The sequence below is a fragment of the Sphingobacterium sp. MYb388 genome (assembly GCF_037479535.1).
Taxonomy (GTDB): domain Bacteria; phylum Bacteroidota; class Bacteroidia; order Sphingobacteriales; family Sphingobacteriaceae; genus Sphingobacterium; species Sphingobacterium anhuiense.
Genome location: NZ_JBBGYV010000006.1, coordinates 83,228 through 97,328 on the forward strand (window position 1 = coordinate 83,228; position 14,101 = coordinate 97,328).

The following is a 14,101-nucleotide window of genomic DNA, read 5'->3' on the forward strand; positions in this document are numbered from 1 at the left end:
TTGAAACTATAGCAACTAAAATAATATGGCATTTGAAGATTACTATAAAGTACTTGGCATAAGCAAAACGGCATCTGTTGATGATGTAAAAAAAGCTTATCGAAAATTAGCCCGCAAATATCATCCCGATCTCAATCCTAATGATGAGGCTGCAAAACAGAAGTTTCAAGAGATTAATGAAGCCAATGAGGTATTATCCGATCCGGAAAAACGTAAGAAATATGATCAATATGGTGAAAACTGGCAGCGAGGAGAGGAATATGAGCGGTCTCAACAGCAGTACCGACAGTCGAATGAAAATCCTTTCGGAGGTTCGCAGGGCTATACAGGAAATTTTGATGATGGACAATTTTCAGATTTTTTCGAACAAATGTTTGGTAACCGCTCCGGGGGCGGAAGAAGAAATAACTTTCGTGGACAAGATTTCAATGCTGAATTGGAGTTAACACAACAACAAGCTTATACGACTCATGCACAAACTTTTACGATTAATGGTAAGAACATCCGAATCAACATACAGGCGGGTGTAGAAGATGGTCAGAAAATTAAACTTAAAGGCCTTGGTAGTGAAGGTGTAAATGGAGGGCCAAAAGGAGATCTTTATATTACTTTCCACATCATTGCTGATCCCAAGTTTAAACGTCAGGGTAATGACCTCTATACAACATTAGATATCGATCTGTATACCGCTATTTTAGGCGGGGAAGCCATCATTGATACATATGGTGGTAAAATAAAACTTAAAATTCAACCTGAAACACAAAACAATGCCAAAGTCAGGTTAAAAGGAAAAGGTTTTCCTGTCTATAAAAAAGATGGTGAATTTGGAGATCTGTATGTCAGTATGAACGTGATGATACCAACCAATTTAACCGACAAAGAAAAAGAACTATTCAAACAGTTGGCCGATTTAAAGAAATAATCCTATGGAAAGGACCCTAATTAAACTATCTGATTACTGCTATTCAAGGAAAGCGGAGATTACTTTTATAGAAACTTTAAATGAGTATGGTCTTCTCCATATTATCATCCAACAGGAAGAAAAATATATTGAAGAGGAACAGCTTCGGGATCTGGAAAGATTTTCGGACTGGTATTATGAGCTAGATGTAAATCCTGCGGGTATTGAGGTAGCACATCATCTCATTCAGAAAGTGGAAGCATTACAAAGTGAATTGCAGCGCATAAAAAATCAGCTTAAAGCTTTGGAATCATAATTCAAAGCTTTAAGCTGATTTTTACAATCTGGTATTAATTATCTAAGTCTTGATCAACTGTTATTATATCTTTCCAAATCACATTATGGCGTAAATCTGTTAATTCAATTTGATAATTACCTTTGCAAACAACAAACGAACCATATGATTGTCCTGGTTGAACAAGCCGGTAAATAATCAACTGTTTTTTTCCTTCATCTCTATCCGCAGAAAAGCCCTTCATTAATGTGTAATTTTCCTTTTGTATATATTGATCAGGGATACGGTAATCAAAATGCCCCCTACTGCTATCATCAGGACATAAAATTTCTGTACGGCTTGGTGTAAAAATATAATGCTGTCTATACATAGAAGCATTTGATATCGCCAGATCTTCAATGTGAGCAAAATTCTTAAAGTACTTCTCAGGGATAATGTAAATCAAACTGACATACTCTTCTCTTCCCAATTGCTGCTTAAAGGGAACCATAGCATGATAAATAACTTGTTTGTTTAAGGTCGTAGTTCGATAATAATATTTCCCTTCTGCTGTCTTTTTAATTTCGAATCCATCTCTTGACAACAATTCTTTTGTATTTTTAAAACGCTCATCCGATTTATTATTGATTAAGCTGATCAATCTAAATGTCGTATCTCCGATACTTTTTCCATTGAACAAAACAGTATACTTCGTGGCATCATAGCCTAATTTCTTTATGATCTTCTGATCGTCATGTGAAAGATAAGCTGTCTGCAGTCCAGTTTTCGTCCTTTCATCATAATTTGAAAAATTATCACCGACATATACAGACAGATTTCGTTCGACATTAACAAAATACTCATCCCCATCAACAATAAAACCTTTTGGAGTGAATTGATAAGCTGACCGACAAGACGTTAATAAGAATAGTACAAATAAAATATAAATAGCTTTCATAACATTATTCAAAAAAAGCGCCATCGCATAAAACGTTATTTTAATTATTGGGCAGCTGTATTTAATCGGATAGGCATCGTATAAGCAACCCTTACATGCTGTCCATTTTGTATTGCAGGTTTCCATTTTTCAGGATAATTCTTCAAAACATTCACCGCTTCTTGTCCAGTTCCGTACTTTAAATCTCTTTTTATATCAAAGTTAGATAGGCTACCATCTTTTTCAACGATGAATGATACTTCTACGACACCGTTAATATTATTTTCTAAGGCCTCCTTTGGAAAATTGTAATTTTCTCCCACATAATTCATAAAATCACGCATCCCCCTTGGTGGCGCTGGTTTAACTTCAACAGCTGAAAATATAACCGTATTTTCCGCTGGTTTCTTGGGTTCCGGAAAACGAACTTCATCAGGAGACGATTTAACAGGTTTCTTCTGTGGCACTTCATCTTTCGTTACTTTCGGTGGAAGGAAACGAACGACATCCTCCGAAGATTTTGTAGTCTGTCTCTTAATAACAGCTTGCTTATTTGATTTTTTAGGCTCTGGAAAGTGGACGGTAGCGTCTTTAGATCCATCTGAATTGTTCACATTATTACTTTTCGAATTTTCCGATCCAAATCTACCTGCAGCCAATTTCACAGGAAGTGTGTAGGAAGACCGAACTGATTTACCATTTTGAATCGCAGGTTTCCATTTTTTTCCATTTTTCACGAGATTCTGAATCATAACCCCAGCACCAAATCCAATATCATTCTTCGTTTTAACATTTGTAATACGACCATCCTTCTCGACTACAAAATCAATTTCAACAGTACCATTGATGCCTTTATCCAACATCTCATCTGAATATTTGAAATTTTGACGTATATAGCTCATGTAAGCTCTCATACCACCCGAAGGAACTGCCGGCACTTCCGGATTACTAAAAATCTTTTCCTGCTGTGGTCCTTGTTCCTCAATCTCCATCAGTTTTGTAACAGCCTCAGATACCACCGGTAGTTTCACATCGATCACTTTATCAATCAGTTCTGTTTTTGCGTCAACGGTATTGTTTAATACGAGCCCCACCAAACCTACTAAACCAGCAATTGGAATGATCAACATATATTTCCATTGATTTGATTTCTTTGATTTATTTTGAAATAACATCATAATTCTCTTTTTTAAAATGGACTCTCTGGCAAAGCCATGTGATAACACATCAGTCGATACCCGGAGCGCATTTGCAATTAATAATTCTGCATAAGATGCTTTATCTTTTGCAGCACAAAGTTGATCAGCAATACATTCATGCTGAAATTTCAATTCTCTGATATAAAAAAAGAATACAGGATTAAACCAATTAAAAACTCGAACAATTTCTAAAAAAAGAATATCATAAGAATGCCCTTGCTGTACATGAACTAATTCATGACGGTGGATGATTTCATTTTCTTTCACTTCCTCACCGATATAAACAAAATTCAAAAAAGAAAATGAGTCGTTGCCATCAGCTTTATTAAACCTACGGTATAGCTTATACAATCTAATTAGTAAAAACGAAGTAGCAATGATGATGGAGACCCAATAAATGAGTTCAACATTCGAATGCAGTTGCCAAAATTGCTGTTTACCCACAATTTCAATTTCAGGTATACTAAATTCTGTTAATTCCAGCGAAATAGCAGGAATTAACGTAGTCTTATAATCCATTTCAGATAGATCTACAAATTGTATTGCTGGTAATGTAAAAGATAATAATACAGCAACCAATAAATAGATCCGATTTCCTTGGAAAAATGTGAGTTTTCTCAGGACTAAATGATAAAGTAAATAGCATATGACGAGGCTTGTGTTTGCTAAAATCAGATAAGCTATCATAATTCAGGTGTTAAGTGATTGAAATCTTTAAATTTTCTTTTGTTTGGCAATCATCTCTAATAATTCGTTGACTTCGCCGAGATCAAGTTTATTCTCTTCAAGAAAATAAGATAACATGCTGCTCGCTGAATTATCAAAATAATTATTTAAAAGTTTCCCTGTAATCAGTTTCTTATACTCTTCTTTTGTAATCTTAGGGATATATCGATGACTTTTCCCATAAGATTCGTGCACTAAGAAACCCTTGGTTTCTAAAATCCGCACTATGGTCGAGACTGTATTGTAAGCTGGTTTGGGCTCTGGTAAACGATCTATCACTTCTTTAACAAAGGCTCCATCCATTTCCCAAAGCTCATGCATGATTTGCTCTTCAGCTTTTGTAAGTTCTTTAATTTCGTTCATAACTCTATTTATTAAAATGGCACGTCTGCCGATAATCGATTATATAACAAGTATAAAACTAAAAACCTAGTTATCAAACTAATTTTTTAGTTTACAACATATTGCACTGATATACAATGAATTAAAATTAACAATAAAGTTACATTGTCATATTGTAAGAGACTATTGCTAAATTGAATCATTTGGGATAACTGTAATTTAGGTTCATTAAATTCCTATAAATACTGAAGAATTACCTTCAATATTTACAGGAATATACTAGCATAGGCCTAAGTGGCTATATTTTAAATTTGAGTTTTAAGCTTGAATGATTTTTAATAGCCATTATTCAGCACTCCAACGTCGGTTACTCTTCTTTTCTGATTGTTTCGCCTTTCTATCTAGCCTATCTAAAACTTTCCGATAAGGTATTTTTGTTTTTTTCCGTGCTTTTACGGGTGTCAATGTCGTTTTGATAATATGTAAAAATCGTTCGATTGCAATTTCTTTGTTTTTCAATTGAGAACGATCTGTATCACATTCTAATTGAAAGATACCATCTTTATTGATACGGTTACTTAATGTTTCCATAATGAGACTCTTCATATCCTCATCAACGCATGTACTGGCCAAAACTGGCCATTGTAACAGGACCTTAGTTGAAACTTTATTGACATTTTGTCCCCCTGCTCCACCCGAACGTGCAAATTTAAAGGTTAATTCTCTTAATAATAATTCTTTATTTACCATTGTTACTTCTTTCCAACTTATCTATTTTATTGATTAGATCTTTTATGATATCTAACTGGAACTGCTGCATCTCGATGAGCTCCTGTTCTTTATGAATCAATAAATGATCTATCTTTTCATGTAAAGTACGTATTTCCAACTCTGCTTTAAGATTGACCATATAATCATTCTGCGCTCTTTTACGGTCTTTATCCTCTTGTCTGTTTTGACTCATCATAATAACGGGAGCCTGTAAAGCAGCAATACAGGATAACAACAAATTGAGCAATATAAATGGATATGGGTCAAATCCTTTGTTACTCAACCAATACATATTTAACACAATCCAACAAACTAAAAATCCTAAAAAGGATAAAATGAATGTCCAGCTCCCTCCAAACCCAGCAACTCTATCTGCAATACGTTCCCCAAAAGAATCTGCAACTTCCTCTTGGTCAATAGATGCGCTAATCATCTGATTATTATTCATACTCTCAATCACCAGCTGATCTAAACGTGTAAGCTCTCCCAACTCATTTTTCAAGATTGTTGAGATATACTTTTCTTTATATCCATCCAGTTCGCTAGCGGCAATGAGAGATTCTTTTGAAAATTCTGGAAAATCCTCCTTGACAAGATCAAAAATAGAAGTTCTTAATGTAGATCCCAACACTTTACTGGTAATGGGAAATGTCTTTCCAGATATACTGCTTACAAAAGTCTTCATAATAAGTTTAGTTAATATATAACAAGATAATTTATTTCCAGCAATAAACCAGCAATACCGATTCATAATACCTGAAAATAGTCCTTCACAAATTATTGCATTCGTGTGATTGGCTGTTTTACAAATTAATCTTTAATTTGCAGTAAATAAATAAGCATTATGAAAATAGGGATTGTATGTTATCCAACATTCGGCGGTAGTGGCGTCGTAGCAACAGAACTTGGAAAGGCTTTAGCTACGCATGGACATCAGGTTCACTTCATCACTTACCGGCAACCTGCCCGCTTGGATTTTTTTTCGGAAAATCTATTTTATCACGAAGTTGCTGTTTCACAATATCCTCTTTTTGATTTCTTGCCATACGAATCTGCCTTAGCAAGTAAACTTGTTGATGTTGTTCGTTTTGAAAAACTAGACGTCATCCACGTTCACTACGCCATTCCACATGCTTCAGCTGCTTTTATGGCTAAACAAATCTTATTAACTTACGGCATCAATATCCCTGTTGTAACGACATTACATGGCACTGATATTACTTTAGTTGGTAAAGATAAAAGCTTTAGCCCTGTCGTTACTTTTTCAATTAATCAGTCTGATGGTGTAACAACCGTATCACAGAGTTTAAAGGATCAAACGCTTACTTATTTTGATATTAAGCGAGACATTCAAGTTATTCCTAATTTCATTGATCTGGAACGCTTTAGTATAAAAGACCGTTCTCATTTTAAACGAGCTATTGCTCCTGGAAATGAACGCATTTTGATTCATACCTCCAACTTTCGAAAAGTTAAAAATACCGGAGATGTGATTCGCATATTTCAAAAAGTAAATGAACATATCCCCAGTAAACTATTAATGGTTGGTGATGGACCAGAACGGACGAATGCTGAAGAATTATGTCGTGATCTTGGTGTATGTCAAGATGTTCGCTTTCTGGGTAAACAAGATGCTGTTGAAGAAATTCTATCCGTATCCGATCTTTTCTTAATGCCATCGAGTTCTGAAAGTTTTGGTCTAGCCGCTTTGGAAGCAATGGCCTGTAAAGTTCCTGTTATTTCAACCAATACGGGAGGTTTACCAGAACTGAATGTTAATGGAGAAACAGGATTCTTAAGTGATATTGGTGATGTTGATGAAATGGCGAAAAATGCAATCTATATTTTAGAGGATAATGATCGCCTAGAAAAGTTTAAAGATGCTGCATTAGAGCGAGCTAAAACATTCCAGCTTAGTAATATTATGCCCCAATACGAGGAATATTATAGGCAGGTGATAGAAAAAGTTAAAAATTCCTAATAAATATGACATTCGTCCTTATCGGATGAAAAAAAAATTTTATCTTTGGCCTTTGGAGAATTTCCAAAAAAACAATTATGAAATACAAACGTATCCTATTAAAACTTAGCGGCGAATCCTTAATGGGAGATCAAAGCTATGGCATTGACATCAAGAGAGTTGCACAATATGCAAAAGACATCAAAGAGTTACATACTCAAGGCTTAGAAATTGCTATTGTTATTGGTGGAGGTAATATCTATAGAGGTTTAAGTGCAGAACAGTCTGGTATGGACCGTGTACAAGCGGATTATATGGGCATGTTAGCAACGGTTATCAATAGTATGGCGTTGCAAGATGGTCTTGAAAAAGTAGGTTTGAAAACCCGTTTGTTGACAGCTATTAAGATGGAGCAGATCTGTGAGCCTTTTATTCGCAGAAGAGCTGTGCGTCACCTTGAAAAAGGTCGTATTGTTATCTTTGGAGCCGGAACGGGTAACCCATATTTTACGACAGACACCGCAGCTTCACTTCGTGCGATTGAAATTAATGCAGATGCAGTTTTAAAAGGTACTCGTGTTGATGGTATTTATACTGCAGATCCTGAAAAAGATCCTTCAGCTACACGTTTTGATGAAATTTCATTTACAGAAGTGTATCAAAGAGGTTTGAATGTAATGGATATGACAGCATTTACACTGTGTCAAGAAAACAACTTACCAATTATTGTGTTCGATATGAACAAGCCTGGTAACTTGTCTAAATTAGCAAACGGAGAGCCTGTAGGTACTATCGTACGCTAATCATAAAAAAGAAAAAAACGATATTAAGATATGAATGAATTGATTTCACTTGAATTGGACGATTGTAAGGAGAATATGTCCAAAGCTGTTTCTTTTACAGAATCAGAATTAACAAAAATTCGTGCCGGAAAAGCTTCACCATCTATGTTAGATGGCATTTCGGTTGATTATTATGGATCTCCAACTCCGTTGGCTCAAGTTAGTAATATTAATACAACTGACGCACGTACTATTGTTATCCAACCATGGGAAAAACAATTGATCAATGCTATTGAAAAAGCTATCACAGATGCTAACTTAGGTGTTAACCCACAAAATGATGGTATTGTGATCCGTTTGGTAATTCCTGCTTTAACAGAAGAAAGAAGACGTGATTTAGTAAGAAAGGCAAAAGAAGAAACTGAAAAAGGTCGTGTTGTTGTTCGTAATATCCGCAAAGAAACAAATGAGTCTTTGAAAAAATTGAAAAATGACGGTGCTTCTGAAGACGAAATAAAAGTTGGTGAAGCTGAAGTTCAGAAATTGACTGATTTATATATTGCAAAAGTTGATAAATTAGCAGAATTAAAAGAAAAAGATATCATGACGGTATAATTTTCTTTTCTGAGAATATTAAAATGGGGATGTATGCTATACATCCCCATTTTTTATTTTATAATAATGGTTTTCTTTAAAATTAGTTGTAACTTAATCCTTAAACTAAACTACAAACAAATTAAACAGTATGAATAATTCACGCCGTCAATTTATCAAAAAAGCTGGTCTTGGACTTTCTGCAGCATATTTCCTACCACAGCTCCTTTCTTGTGAAAGTAAGAAACCAGGTATTGATTCACCTTTTGCTAATATAGGTGTACAACTATATTCGATTCGAGATCTGATGACTGCAAACCCGACCGATTCTTTACAGCAGGTTTCTAAAATAGGTTATAAGCATGTTGAAACATATGGAATAGATACTGTAGCAAAAAGTTTTTGGGGTTTAGATTATAAAAGTTTAAAAAAAGTATTAGACGATAACGGCCTAAAATCGCATAGCGGTCATTACGATATGTCAAAATACTTCAGCCGAAACCATCAAGATAAAGAGGATCTAAATATCTATTTTGATGCGGCAAAAGAGTTAGGACAAGAATATGTTATCGCTCCTGTCTCTCCAATGTTTGATATTTCTGCCTTAAAGAAGGATGATTTTCTTTACATAGCTGAACAGCTAAATAAAGCGGGTGAAGCGGCTAAGAAACATGGTTTAAAGGTTGCTTTCCATAATCATTTCTGGGAATTTAGAGATTTAGGAAATGGCACCAAAGGGGAAGAAGTATTGTTGGCTTTTACAGAGCCCGACCTTGTTGATTTTGAACTTGATTTATACTGGGCAGAAAAGGCAGGAATTAATCCGGTCAGTTTATTTGAAAAATTTCCGAACCGATTCAAATTATGGCATATCAAGGATATGGATAAAGCATTTACAAAAACTATTGTTGGACCTGAATTTGACAAATTAGACTTTGGCGCAATTTCAAAAGAGGTAAAATATACAGAAGTTGGAACTGGCCATATTGATTTTATTGCTATCGCACAGGCAAAAGCAAAAGCTGGTTTAAAATATGCTTTTGTTGAACAAGATGATATCTATCTACCTAATAAATTTGAGAGCTTAAAGAAAAGCTACGATTACGTAGAACAGCATTTAGCTAAAATATAATTATAAAAATAAAGGGGGCTTAAGCCCCCTTTATTTTTATAATTATATTCACACTTAAAAAGTCATTTTTTCGACTTCTTCAGCTGTTTCAATCACTTTTGCGGCTAATTCAGCTTTAAAAGCGATGATATTTTTTTCGATTTCTTTATCTTGTGTTCCTATTATCTGTGCTGCAAGGATACCTGCATTTTTCGCTGCATTCAATGCCACTGTCGCTACAGGAATACCATTTGGCATCTGTAAGATCGATAATACAGAATCCCATCCATCAATTGAATTAGATGACTTTACCGGAACGCCGATAACAGGCAAATGCGTAATTGATGCTACCATACCTGGTAAATGTGCTGCTCCACCTGCACCAGCAATAATAACTTTCAAACCTCTTTTCGCCGCATCTTGCGCATAATCAAACATTCGTTGCGGCGTACGATGTGCGGAAACAATCGTTACTTCGAAAGGAACTCCCAATGTTTTTAATACATCTACTGCATCTTGCATTACAGGTAAGTCTGATTTACTTCCCATAATAATTCCAACTAAAACCTGGTTCAATGTTGACATATATTTTTAAGCTTTTACTTTTAAAATTTCTTGTACTTTTCTAGCATTACTGATGGCTAATTCACGGTCGTCATTGATAATACACACGTGTCCCATCTTACGGAAAGGTTTAGTGAATTTTTTGCCATACAAGTGTACATATACACCTTCCATAGCCAGAATCTCTTCTACACCCTCGTATTTTGCTAATCCTTCATAACCTTCTTCACCAAGAAGATTTATCATCACTGCATTAGTTCGACAACGTGTATCGCCTAATGGCAAATTAAAGATCGCTCTCAAATGTTGTGCAAATTGAGAAACATAGTTCCCTTCTATTGTTTGATGACCACTGTTATGTGTACGTGGCGCAAGTTCATTGACTAATATCTCACCGTCTTTTGTTAAGAACATTTCAACAGCTAGAAGTCCGACAATCTGTAAATCATTGGCAATCTTCTTGGCTAATTCTTCTGCTCGTTGCTGAATATCGAAACCATATGTTGAAGGTGCTATTAAAAACTCCACCAGGTTAGCTTCAGGATTAAACTCCATTTCTACCATTGGAAAAGTTGCAACATCACCATCATCATTTCGTGCGACTATAACAGCTATTTCTTTTTCGAAATCAACCCATTCTTCAATTAAAGAGGGTTCATCAAAAGCAGTTTCTAAATCATCAACTGTGTTTATCTTCTTCACTCCCTTACCATCATAACCATCTTTACGCAGTTTTTGAATATAAGGAATAGTCAAATTTGTATTTTTAAGATTCTCTTTGGTAGAGATCAGCTGAAATGCAGAAGTTGGAATATCATTTTGTTTAAAAAACTGCTTTTGCAATCCTTTATCTTGTATAAGACGAATGATACGCGATTGTGGATAGACAAGTACACCTTCTTCTTCCAATTTTTCTAAGGCATCCACATTTACCTTTTCGATCTCAATGGTAATCATATCAAGATCTTTCCCAAAATTGTATACAGTTTCAAAATCGCTCAGAGAGCCACATTCAAAACGATTGCATAATTTACGGCAAGGAGCATTCTTATCTGGATCAAGAATGTGAACATTAACGTTATAATTAATGGCCTCTTGAATCAACATACGGCCCAATTGACCACCGCCAAGAACACCTAATTGCAAATCACCATAAAAATCTTTTCCCATGTCTATTTTTCTATTTCTATTCTATTAAGCTTTTTGGTTAAACAACTGTTCTCCCAATAAACTTTCTTTTTCAATTTTCTTTTGTAGTTCTAAAAATGCACCAATCAATGCTTCTGGTCTCGGAGGACAGCCTTGCACATATACATCCACCGGTATAACGCGATCAACTCCCTTTACAACATGATATCCATGTTGCCAATATGGCCCTCCACAATTTGAACATGATCCCATCGAAATCACATATTTTGGTTCTGGCATCTGTTCATATAGCTTCCGAATACGATCGGCCATTTTAAAGGTTACCGTCCCTGCTATAATCATCACATCCGACTGTCTAGGTGAAGGGCGAGGAAAAACCCCTAATCGATCGAGATCATAATTAGCAGCCATGGCTCCCATCATCTCGATGGCACAGCAGGCTATACCAAAACTAATCGGCCACATCGATGATAGTCTTGCCCAATTCAGGAGATCGTCCAATTTGGCTACAATAACACCATTATTCTGTATTTGACTTTCTAAACTCATGATGTTGCTCCTGGTTTTTTGAATCTGGGTTTAAAAGCTATTTTTGGGGCTACAGGCATTTCTTCATTAGCTTTTTCTGCAGTTGCTTTATCGTCTAACTGCACTGTATACGCCCTTAAGGGATAATTTGCTTGATTAAGGCCATCATAAGCAGTACTTGGAATACTGACATTGACCTTTGGTCGTTGATGTATCGGCTTTACCCATTCGAGATCGCCCTTTACCCACACAAAAATCAACCCTATAATAAGTATACCTACAAACAATGCCATTTCAATCAGAGTAAACCACCCCCATCTTCCATCGGCGGCAATGTATTCGGCCTGTCCAAATACAGTAGCCCAAGGAAATATGAAAATGAGCTCTACATCAAAAAGTAAAAATATAAGTGCAATAACATAAAATCTTGGGTTAAATTGAACCCAAGAAGAGCCTACTGCGTCTTCACCACATTCATAAGTACTTAATTTTTGAGGAGTAGGTTTATTTACAGAAAGCATTCTTCCTGCCATAATGGTCATCGCAACTAAAAATATGCCTACCAAAATTATGATAAGTATCTTTCCGTATTCCGATAATTGCCCGGGGTCATCCATTGTTTTACAAAGTTAAAAAATAATTCTATTACAATCAGAACTAAGTCTAAAATACAAAAAAATAAATACGAATTGTCAAAAGATATCAGAGAATCCAGGCCCTTATAGCTCATTTATTTCATCTTTGATAACTCTATGACAATGGGCCAGCTACAACACCCCATTTACAATCGAACTGGCAATTTTTATATCTCTAAAAAAATACCCTAAAAATTATGCATTTTTAGGGTATTAAAGGATATAAAAAATAATTTCTATCTTATTTCCCTGGCATTTTAGGCATGCTTTTCATTAATTTCGCTGCCATTGCCGGGTTTGACATCTGCTTCATTACTTTTCGCATATCGCCAAACTGCTTCATTAACTTATTCACTTCATTGATATCAGTACCTGAACCTTTGGCAATACGAGAACGTCTTTTTTGATCGATCGCATCTGGATTTTCTCTTTCAAATGGAGTCATTGAATCAATAATTGCTTCAATTGGCTTGAATGCATTATCATCCACTTCAATATCTTTCATCGCTTTACCGACTCCAGGAATCATGCCCATCAAATCTTTCATGTTACCCATTTTTTTGATTTGCTGAATCTGCGATTTAAAATCGTTGAAGTCAAATTTATTTTTGCGAATTTTCTTTTGAAGCTCTGCGGCTTCTTTTTCATCAAATTGTTGTTGCGCTCTTTCTACTAAAGACACAACGTCACCCATACCCAAAATACGGGAAGCCATACGATCCGGATAAAACACATCTAATGCATCCATCTTCTCGCCTGTACCGATAAATTTGATTGGTTTGTTTACAACAGATTTAATTGATAATGCGGCACCACCACGAGTATCCCCATCTAGTTTTGTTAATACTACACCTGTAAAATCCAAACGGTCATTGAATGTTTTAGCTGTATTCACAGCATCTTGACCAGTCATCGAATCTACAACAAAGAGAATTTCATGCGGTTGAGTAGCTTCTTTTACGGCAGTAATCTCCACCATTAAAGGCTCATCAATAGCCAAACGACCTGCAGTATCAATGATCACTACATTATGTCCACTTCTTTTTGCCTCCTCTACCCCTGCTTTTGCTATAGCGATTGGATCTGTAGAATTACGGTCTACATAAACCGGAACACCTACCTGTCCTGCCAATACTTCCAATTGGTCAATTGCCGCAGGACGATACACATCACCAGCTACTAATAAAGGCTTTTTACCTTTTTTATCTTTTAAGTATAAAGCTAATTTCCCTGAGAATGTTGTTTTACCAGCACCATTTAATCCGGCGATTAATATAACAGTCGGATTTTTAGAAGCTTCTAATTCAGTAACAGAGCCTCCCATTAACGCTGTCAACTCATCATTCATGATTTTGGTCAACAATTGGCCGGGTGAGATACTTGTTAATACATTTTCACCTAACGCTTTTTGTTTAACATCATCTGTAAATGTCTTTGCAGTTTTATAATTCACATCGGCATCTAATAATGCCTTACGAATTTCTTTCATCGTTTCTGCAACGTTGATCTCGGTAATACTGCCTTGGCCTTTTAAAACCTTAAAGGCTCTATCTAATTTATCCTGTAAGTTCTGAAACATGATAATTGTAAGTCTATGCTATTATAAAAAGCAAAGTTAAAAAAATAGT

16 protein-coding genes are annotated in these 14,101 nt (G+C 35.5%); 6 read left to right on the plus strand and 10 right to left on the minus strand.

Translation table 11 applies throughout. The features are described 5' to 3' along the window. Positions 1-25: 25 nt before the first annotated feature. Together WH188_RS18135 and WH188_RS18140 are read left to right on the plus strand one after the other, a co-directional pair. Complete coding sequence (locus WH188_RS18135; RefSeq protein ID WP_132843720.1) at positions 26-922, plus strand: DnaJ C-terminal domain-containing protein; 897 nt, start codon at positions 26-28, stop codon at positions 920-922. Positions 923-926: 4 nt separating this feature from the next. Further along, a complete protein-coding gene (locus tag WH188_RS18140; protein ID WP_132773437.1) occupies positions 927-1,217 on the plus strand; it encodes a chaperone modulator CbpM in 291 nt (96 codons plus the stop codon). Positions 1,218-1,251: 34 nt separating this feature from the next. On the opposite strand, the gene WH188_RS18145 is transcribed toward WH188_RS18140, so the two are convergent. From WH188_RS18145 to WH188_RS18165, 5 genes are all read right to left on the minus strand, one after another. Beyond that, on the minus strand, positions 1,252-2,133 hold the full coding sequence (locus WH188_RS18145; protein WP_168128224.1) for a hypothetical protein: 882 nt from the start codon (positions 2,131-2,133) through the stop codon (positions 1,252-1,254). 44 nt (positions 2,134-2,177) lie between these two features. Continuing rightward, positions 2,178-3,998 carry an energy transducer TonB gene (locus tag WH188_RS18150; protein ID WP_168128225.1) on the minus strand — a complete coding sequence of 607 codons (1,821 nt, stop codon included), beginning with the start codon at positions 3,996-3,998 and terminating at the stop codon, positions 2,178-2,180. Positions 3,999-4,025: 27 nt separating this feature from the next. Continuing rightward, positions 4,026-4,400 carry a BlaI/MecI/CopY family transcriptional regulator gene (locus WH188_RS18155; protein ID WP_021189331.1) on the minus strand — a complete coding sequence of 125 codons (375 nt, stop codon included), beginning with the start codon at positions 4,398-4,400 and terminating at the stop codon, positions 4,026-4,028. Between the two features lie 324 nt (positions 4,401-4,724). Continuing rightward, the gene (gene arfB, locus WH188_RS18160; protein WP_021189332.1) at positions 4,725-5,129 is read right to left on the minus strand and encodes an alternative ribosome rescue aminoacyl-tRNA hydrolase ArfB; all 405 of its coding nucleotides are present in this window, start codon (positions 5,127-5,129) and stop codon (positions 4,725-4,727) included. After that, positions 5,119-5,835, minus strand: coding sequence for a DUF1003 domain-containing protein (locus WH188_RS18165; protein ID WP_132773431.1), 717 nt, complete (start codon positions 5,833-5,835; stop codon positions 5,119-5,121). Before WH188_RS18165 ends, arfB begins: the two co-directional genes overlap by 11 nt. 159 nt (positions 5,836-5,994) lie before the next feature. Between WH188_RS18165 and bshA the strand changes: the two genes are divergently transcribed. The 4 genes from bshA (at position 5,995) to WH188_RS18185 (ending at position 9,618) form a co-directional block, all read left to right on the plus strand. Then, the gene (bshA, locus tag WH188_RS18170; RefSeq protein ID WP_021189334.1) at positions 5,995-7,131 is read left to right on the plus strand and encodes an N-acetyl-alpha-D-glucosaminyl L-malate synthase BshA; all 1,137 of its coding nucleotides are present in this window, start codon (positions 5,995-5,997) and stop codon (positions 7,129-7,131) included. Between the two features lie 77 nt (positions 7,132-7,208). After that, the gene (pyrH, locus tag WH188_RS18175) at positions 7,209-7,913 is read left to right on the plus strand and encodes a UMP kinase (protein ID WP_021189335.1); all 705 of its coding nucleotides are present in this window, start codon (positions 7,209-7,211) and stop codon (positions 7,911-7,913) included. Between the two features lie 30 nt (positions 7,914-7,943). Next, positions 7,944-8,507 carry a ribosome recycling factor gene (frr, locus tag WH188_RS18180; RefSeq protein ID WP_132773429.1) on the plus strand — a complete coding sequence of 188 codons (564 nt, stop codon included), beginning with the start codon at positions 7,944-7,946 and terminating at the stop codon, positions 8,505-8,507. Positions 8,508-8,637: 130 nt separating this feature from the next. Next, positions 8,638-9,618 carry a sugar phosphate isomerase/epimerase family protein gene (locus WH188_RS18185; protein ID WP_132773427.1) on the plus strand — a complete coding sequence of 327 codons (981 nt, stop codon included), beginning with the start codon at positions 8,638-8,640 and terminating at the stop codon, positions 9,616-9,618. Between the two features lie 54 nt (positions 9,619-9,672). On the opposite strand, the gene purE is transcribed toward WH188_RS18185, so the two are convergent. The 5 genes from purE to ffh all read right to left on the minus strand — a co-directional run bounded on the left by purE (position 9,673) and on the right by ffh (position 14,052). Beyond that, complete coding sequence (gene purE, locus WH188_RS18190) at positions 9,673-10,182, minus strand: 5-(carboxyamino)imidazole ribonucleotide mutase (RefSeq protein ID WP_021188838.1); 510 nt, start codon at positions 10,180-10,182, stop codon at positions 9,673-9,675. 6 nt (positions 10,183-10,188) lie between these two features. Further along, entirely contained in the window at positions 10,189-11,331 is a 1,143-nt protein-coding gene (locus WH188_RS18195) for a 5-(carboxyamino)imidazole ribonucleotide synthase (protein WP_132843726.1), read from the minus strand. A 24-nt stretch (positions 11,332-11,355) separates the two neighbouring features. Further along, complete coding sequence (locus WH188_RS18200; RefSeq protein ID WP_021188837.1) at positions 11,356-11,859, minus strand: NADH-quinone oxidoreductase subunit B; 504 nt, start codon at positions 11,857-11,859, stop codon at positions 11,356-11,358. After that, positions 11,856-12,455, minus strand: a complete 600-nt coding sequence (locus tag WH188_RS18205; RefSeq protein ID WP_168128226.1) for an NADH-quinone oxidoreductase subunit A — start codon at positions 12,453-12,455, stop codon at positions 11,856-11,858. Before WH188_RS18205 ends, WH188_RS18200 begins: the two co-directional genes overlap by 4 nt. Before the next feature lie 259 nt (positions 12,456-12,714). Beyond that, on the minus strand, positions 12,715-14,052 hold the full coding sequence (gene ffh / locus WH188_RS18210; RefSeq protein WP_132773420.1) for a signal recognition particle protein: 1,338 nt from the start codon (positions 14,050-14,052) through the stop codon (positions 12,715-12,717). Positions 14,053-14,101: the final 49 nt, after the last annotated feature.

What these genes read in the sequence shown, in the direction of transcription:
- WH188_RS18135 (WP_132843720.1), top strand. Translation starts at nt 26, where the DNA reads ATGGCATTTGAAGATTACTATAAAGTACTTGGCATAAGCAAAACGGCA.
- WH188_RS18140 (WP_132773437.1), top strand. Translation starts at nt 927, where the DNA reads ATGGAAAGGACCCTAATTAAACTATCTGATTACTGCTATTCAAGGAAA.
- WH188_RS18145 (WP_168128224.1), bottom strand. Translation starts at nt 2,133, where the DNA reads ATGAAAGCTATTTATATTTTATTTGTACTATTCTTATTAACGTCTTGT.
- WH188_RS18150 (WP_168128225.1), bottom strand. Translation starts at nt 3,998, where the DNA reads ATGATAGCTTATCTGATTTTAGCAAACACAAGCCTCGTCATATGCTAT.
- WH188_RS18155 (WP_021189331.1), bottom strand. Translation starts at nt 4,400, where the DNA reads ATGAACGAAATTAAAGAACTTACAAAAGCTGAAGAGCAAATCATGCAT.
- arfB (WP_021189332.1), bottom strand. Translation starts at nt 5,129, where the DNA reads ATGGTAAATAAAGAATTATTATTAAGAGAATTAACCTTTAAATTTGCA.
- WH188_RS18165 (WP_132773431.1), bottom strand. Translation starts at nt 5,835, where the DNA reads ATGAAGACTTTTGTAAGCAGTATATCTGGAAAGACATTTCCCATTACC.
- bshA (WP_021189334.1), top strand. Translation starts at nt 5,995, where the DNA reads ATGAAAATAGGGATTGTATGTTATCCAACATTCGGCGGTAGTGGCGTC.
- pyrH (WP_021189335.1), top strand. Translation starts at nt 7,209, where the DNA reads ATGAAATACAAACGTATCCTATTAAAACTTAGCGGCGAATCCTTAATG.
- frr (WP_132773429.1), top strand. Translation starts at nt 7,944, where the DNA reads ATGAATGAATTGATTTCACTTGAATTGGACGATTGTAAGGAGAATATG.
- WH188_RS18185 (WP_132773427.1), top strand. Translation starts at nt 8,638, where the DNA reads ATGAATAATTCACGCCGTCAATTTATCAAAAAAGCTGGTCTTGGACTT.
- purE (WP_021188838.1), bottom strand. Translation starts at nt 10,182, where the DNA reads ATGTCAACATTGAACCAGGTTTTAGTTGGAATTATTATGGGAAGTAAA.
- WH188_RS18195 (WP_132843726.1), bottom strand. Translation starts at nt 11,331, where the DNA reads ATGGGAAAAGATTTTTATGGTGATTTGCAATTAGGTGTTCTTGGCGGT.
- WH188_RS18200 (WP_021188837.1), bottom strand. Translation starts at nt 11,859, where the DNA reads ATGAGTTTAGAAAGTCAAATACAGAATAATGGTGTTATTGTAGCCAAA.
- WH188_RS18205 (WP_168128226.1), bottom strand. Translation starts at nt 12,455, where the DNA reads ATGGATGACCCCGGGCAATTATCGGAATACGGAAAGATACTTATCATA.
- ffh (WP_132773420.1), bottom strand. Translation starts at nt 14,052, where the DNA reads ATGTTTCAGAACTTACAGGATAAATTAGATAGAGCCTTTAAGGTTTTA.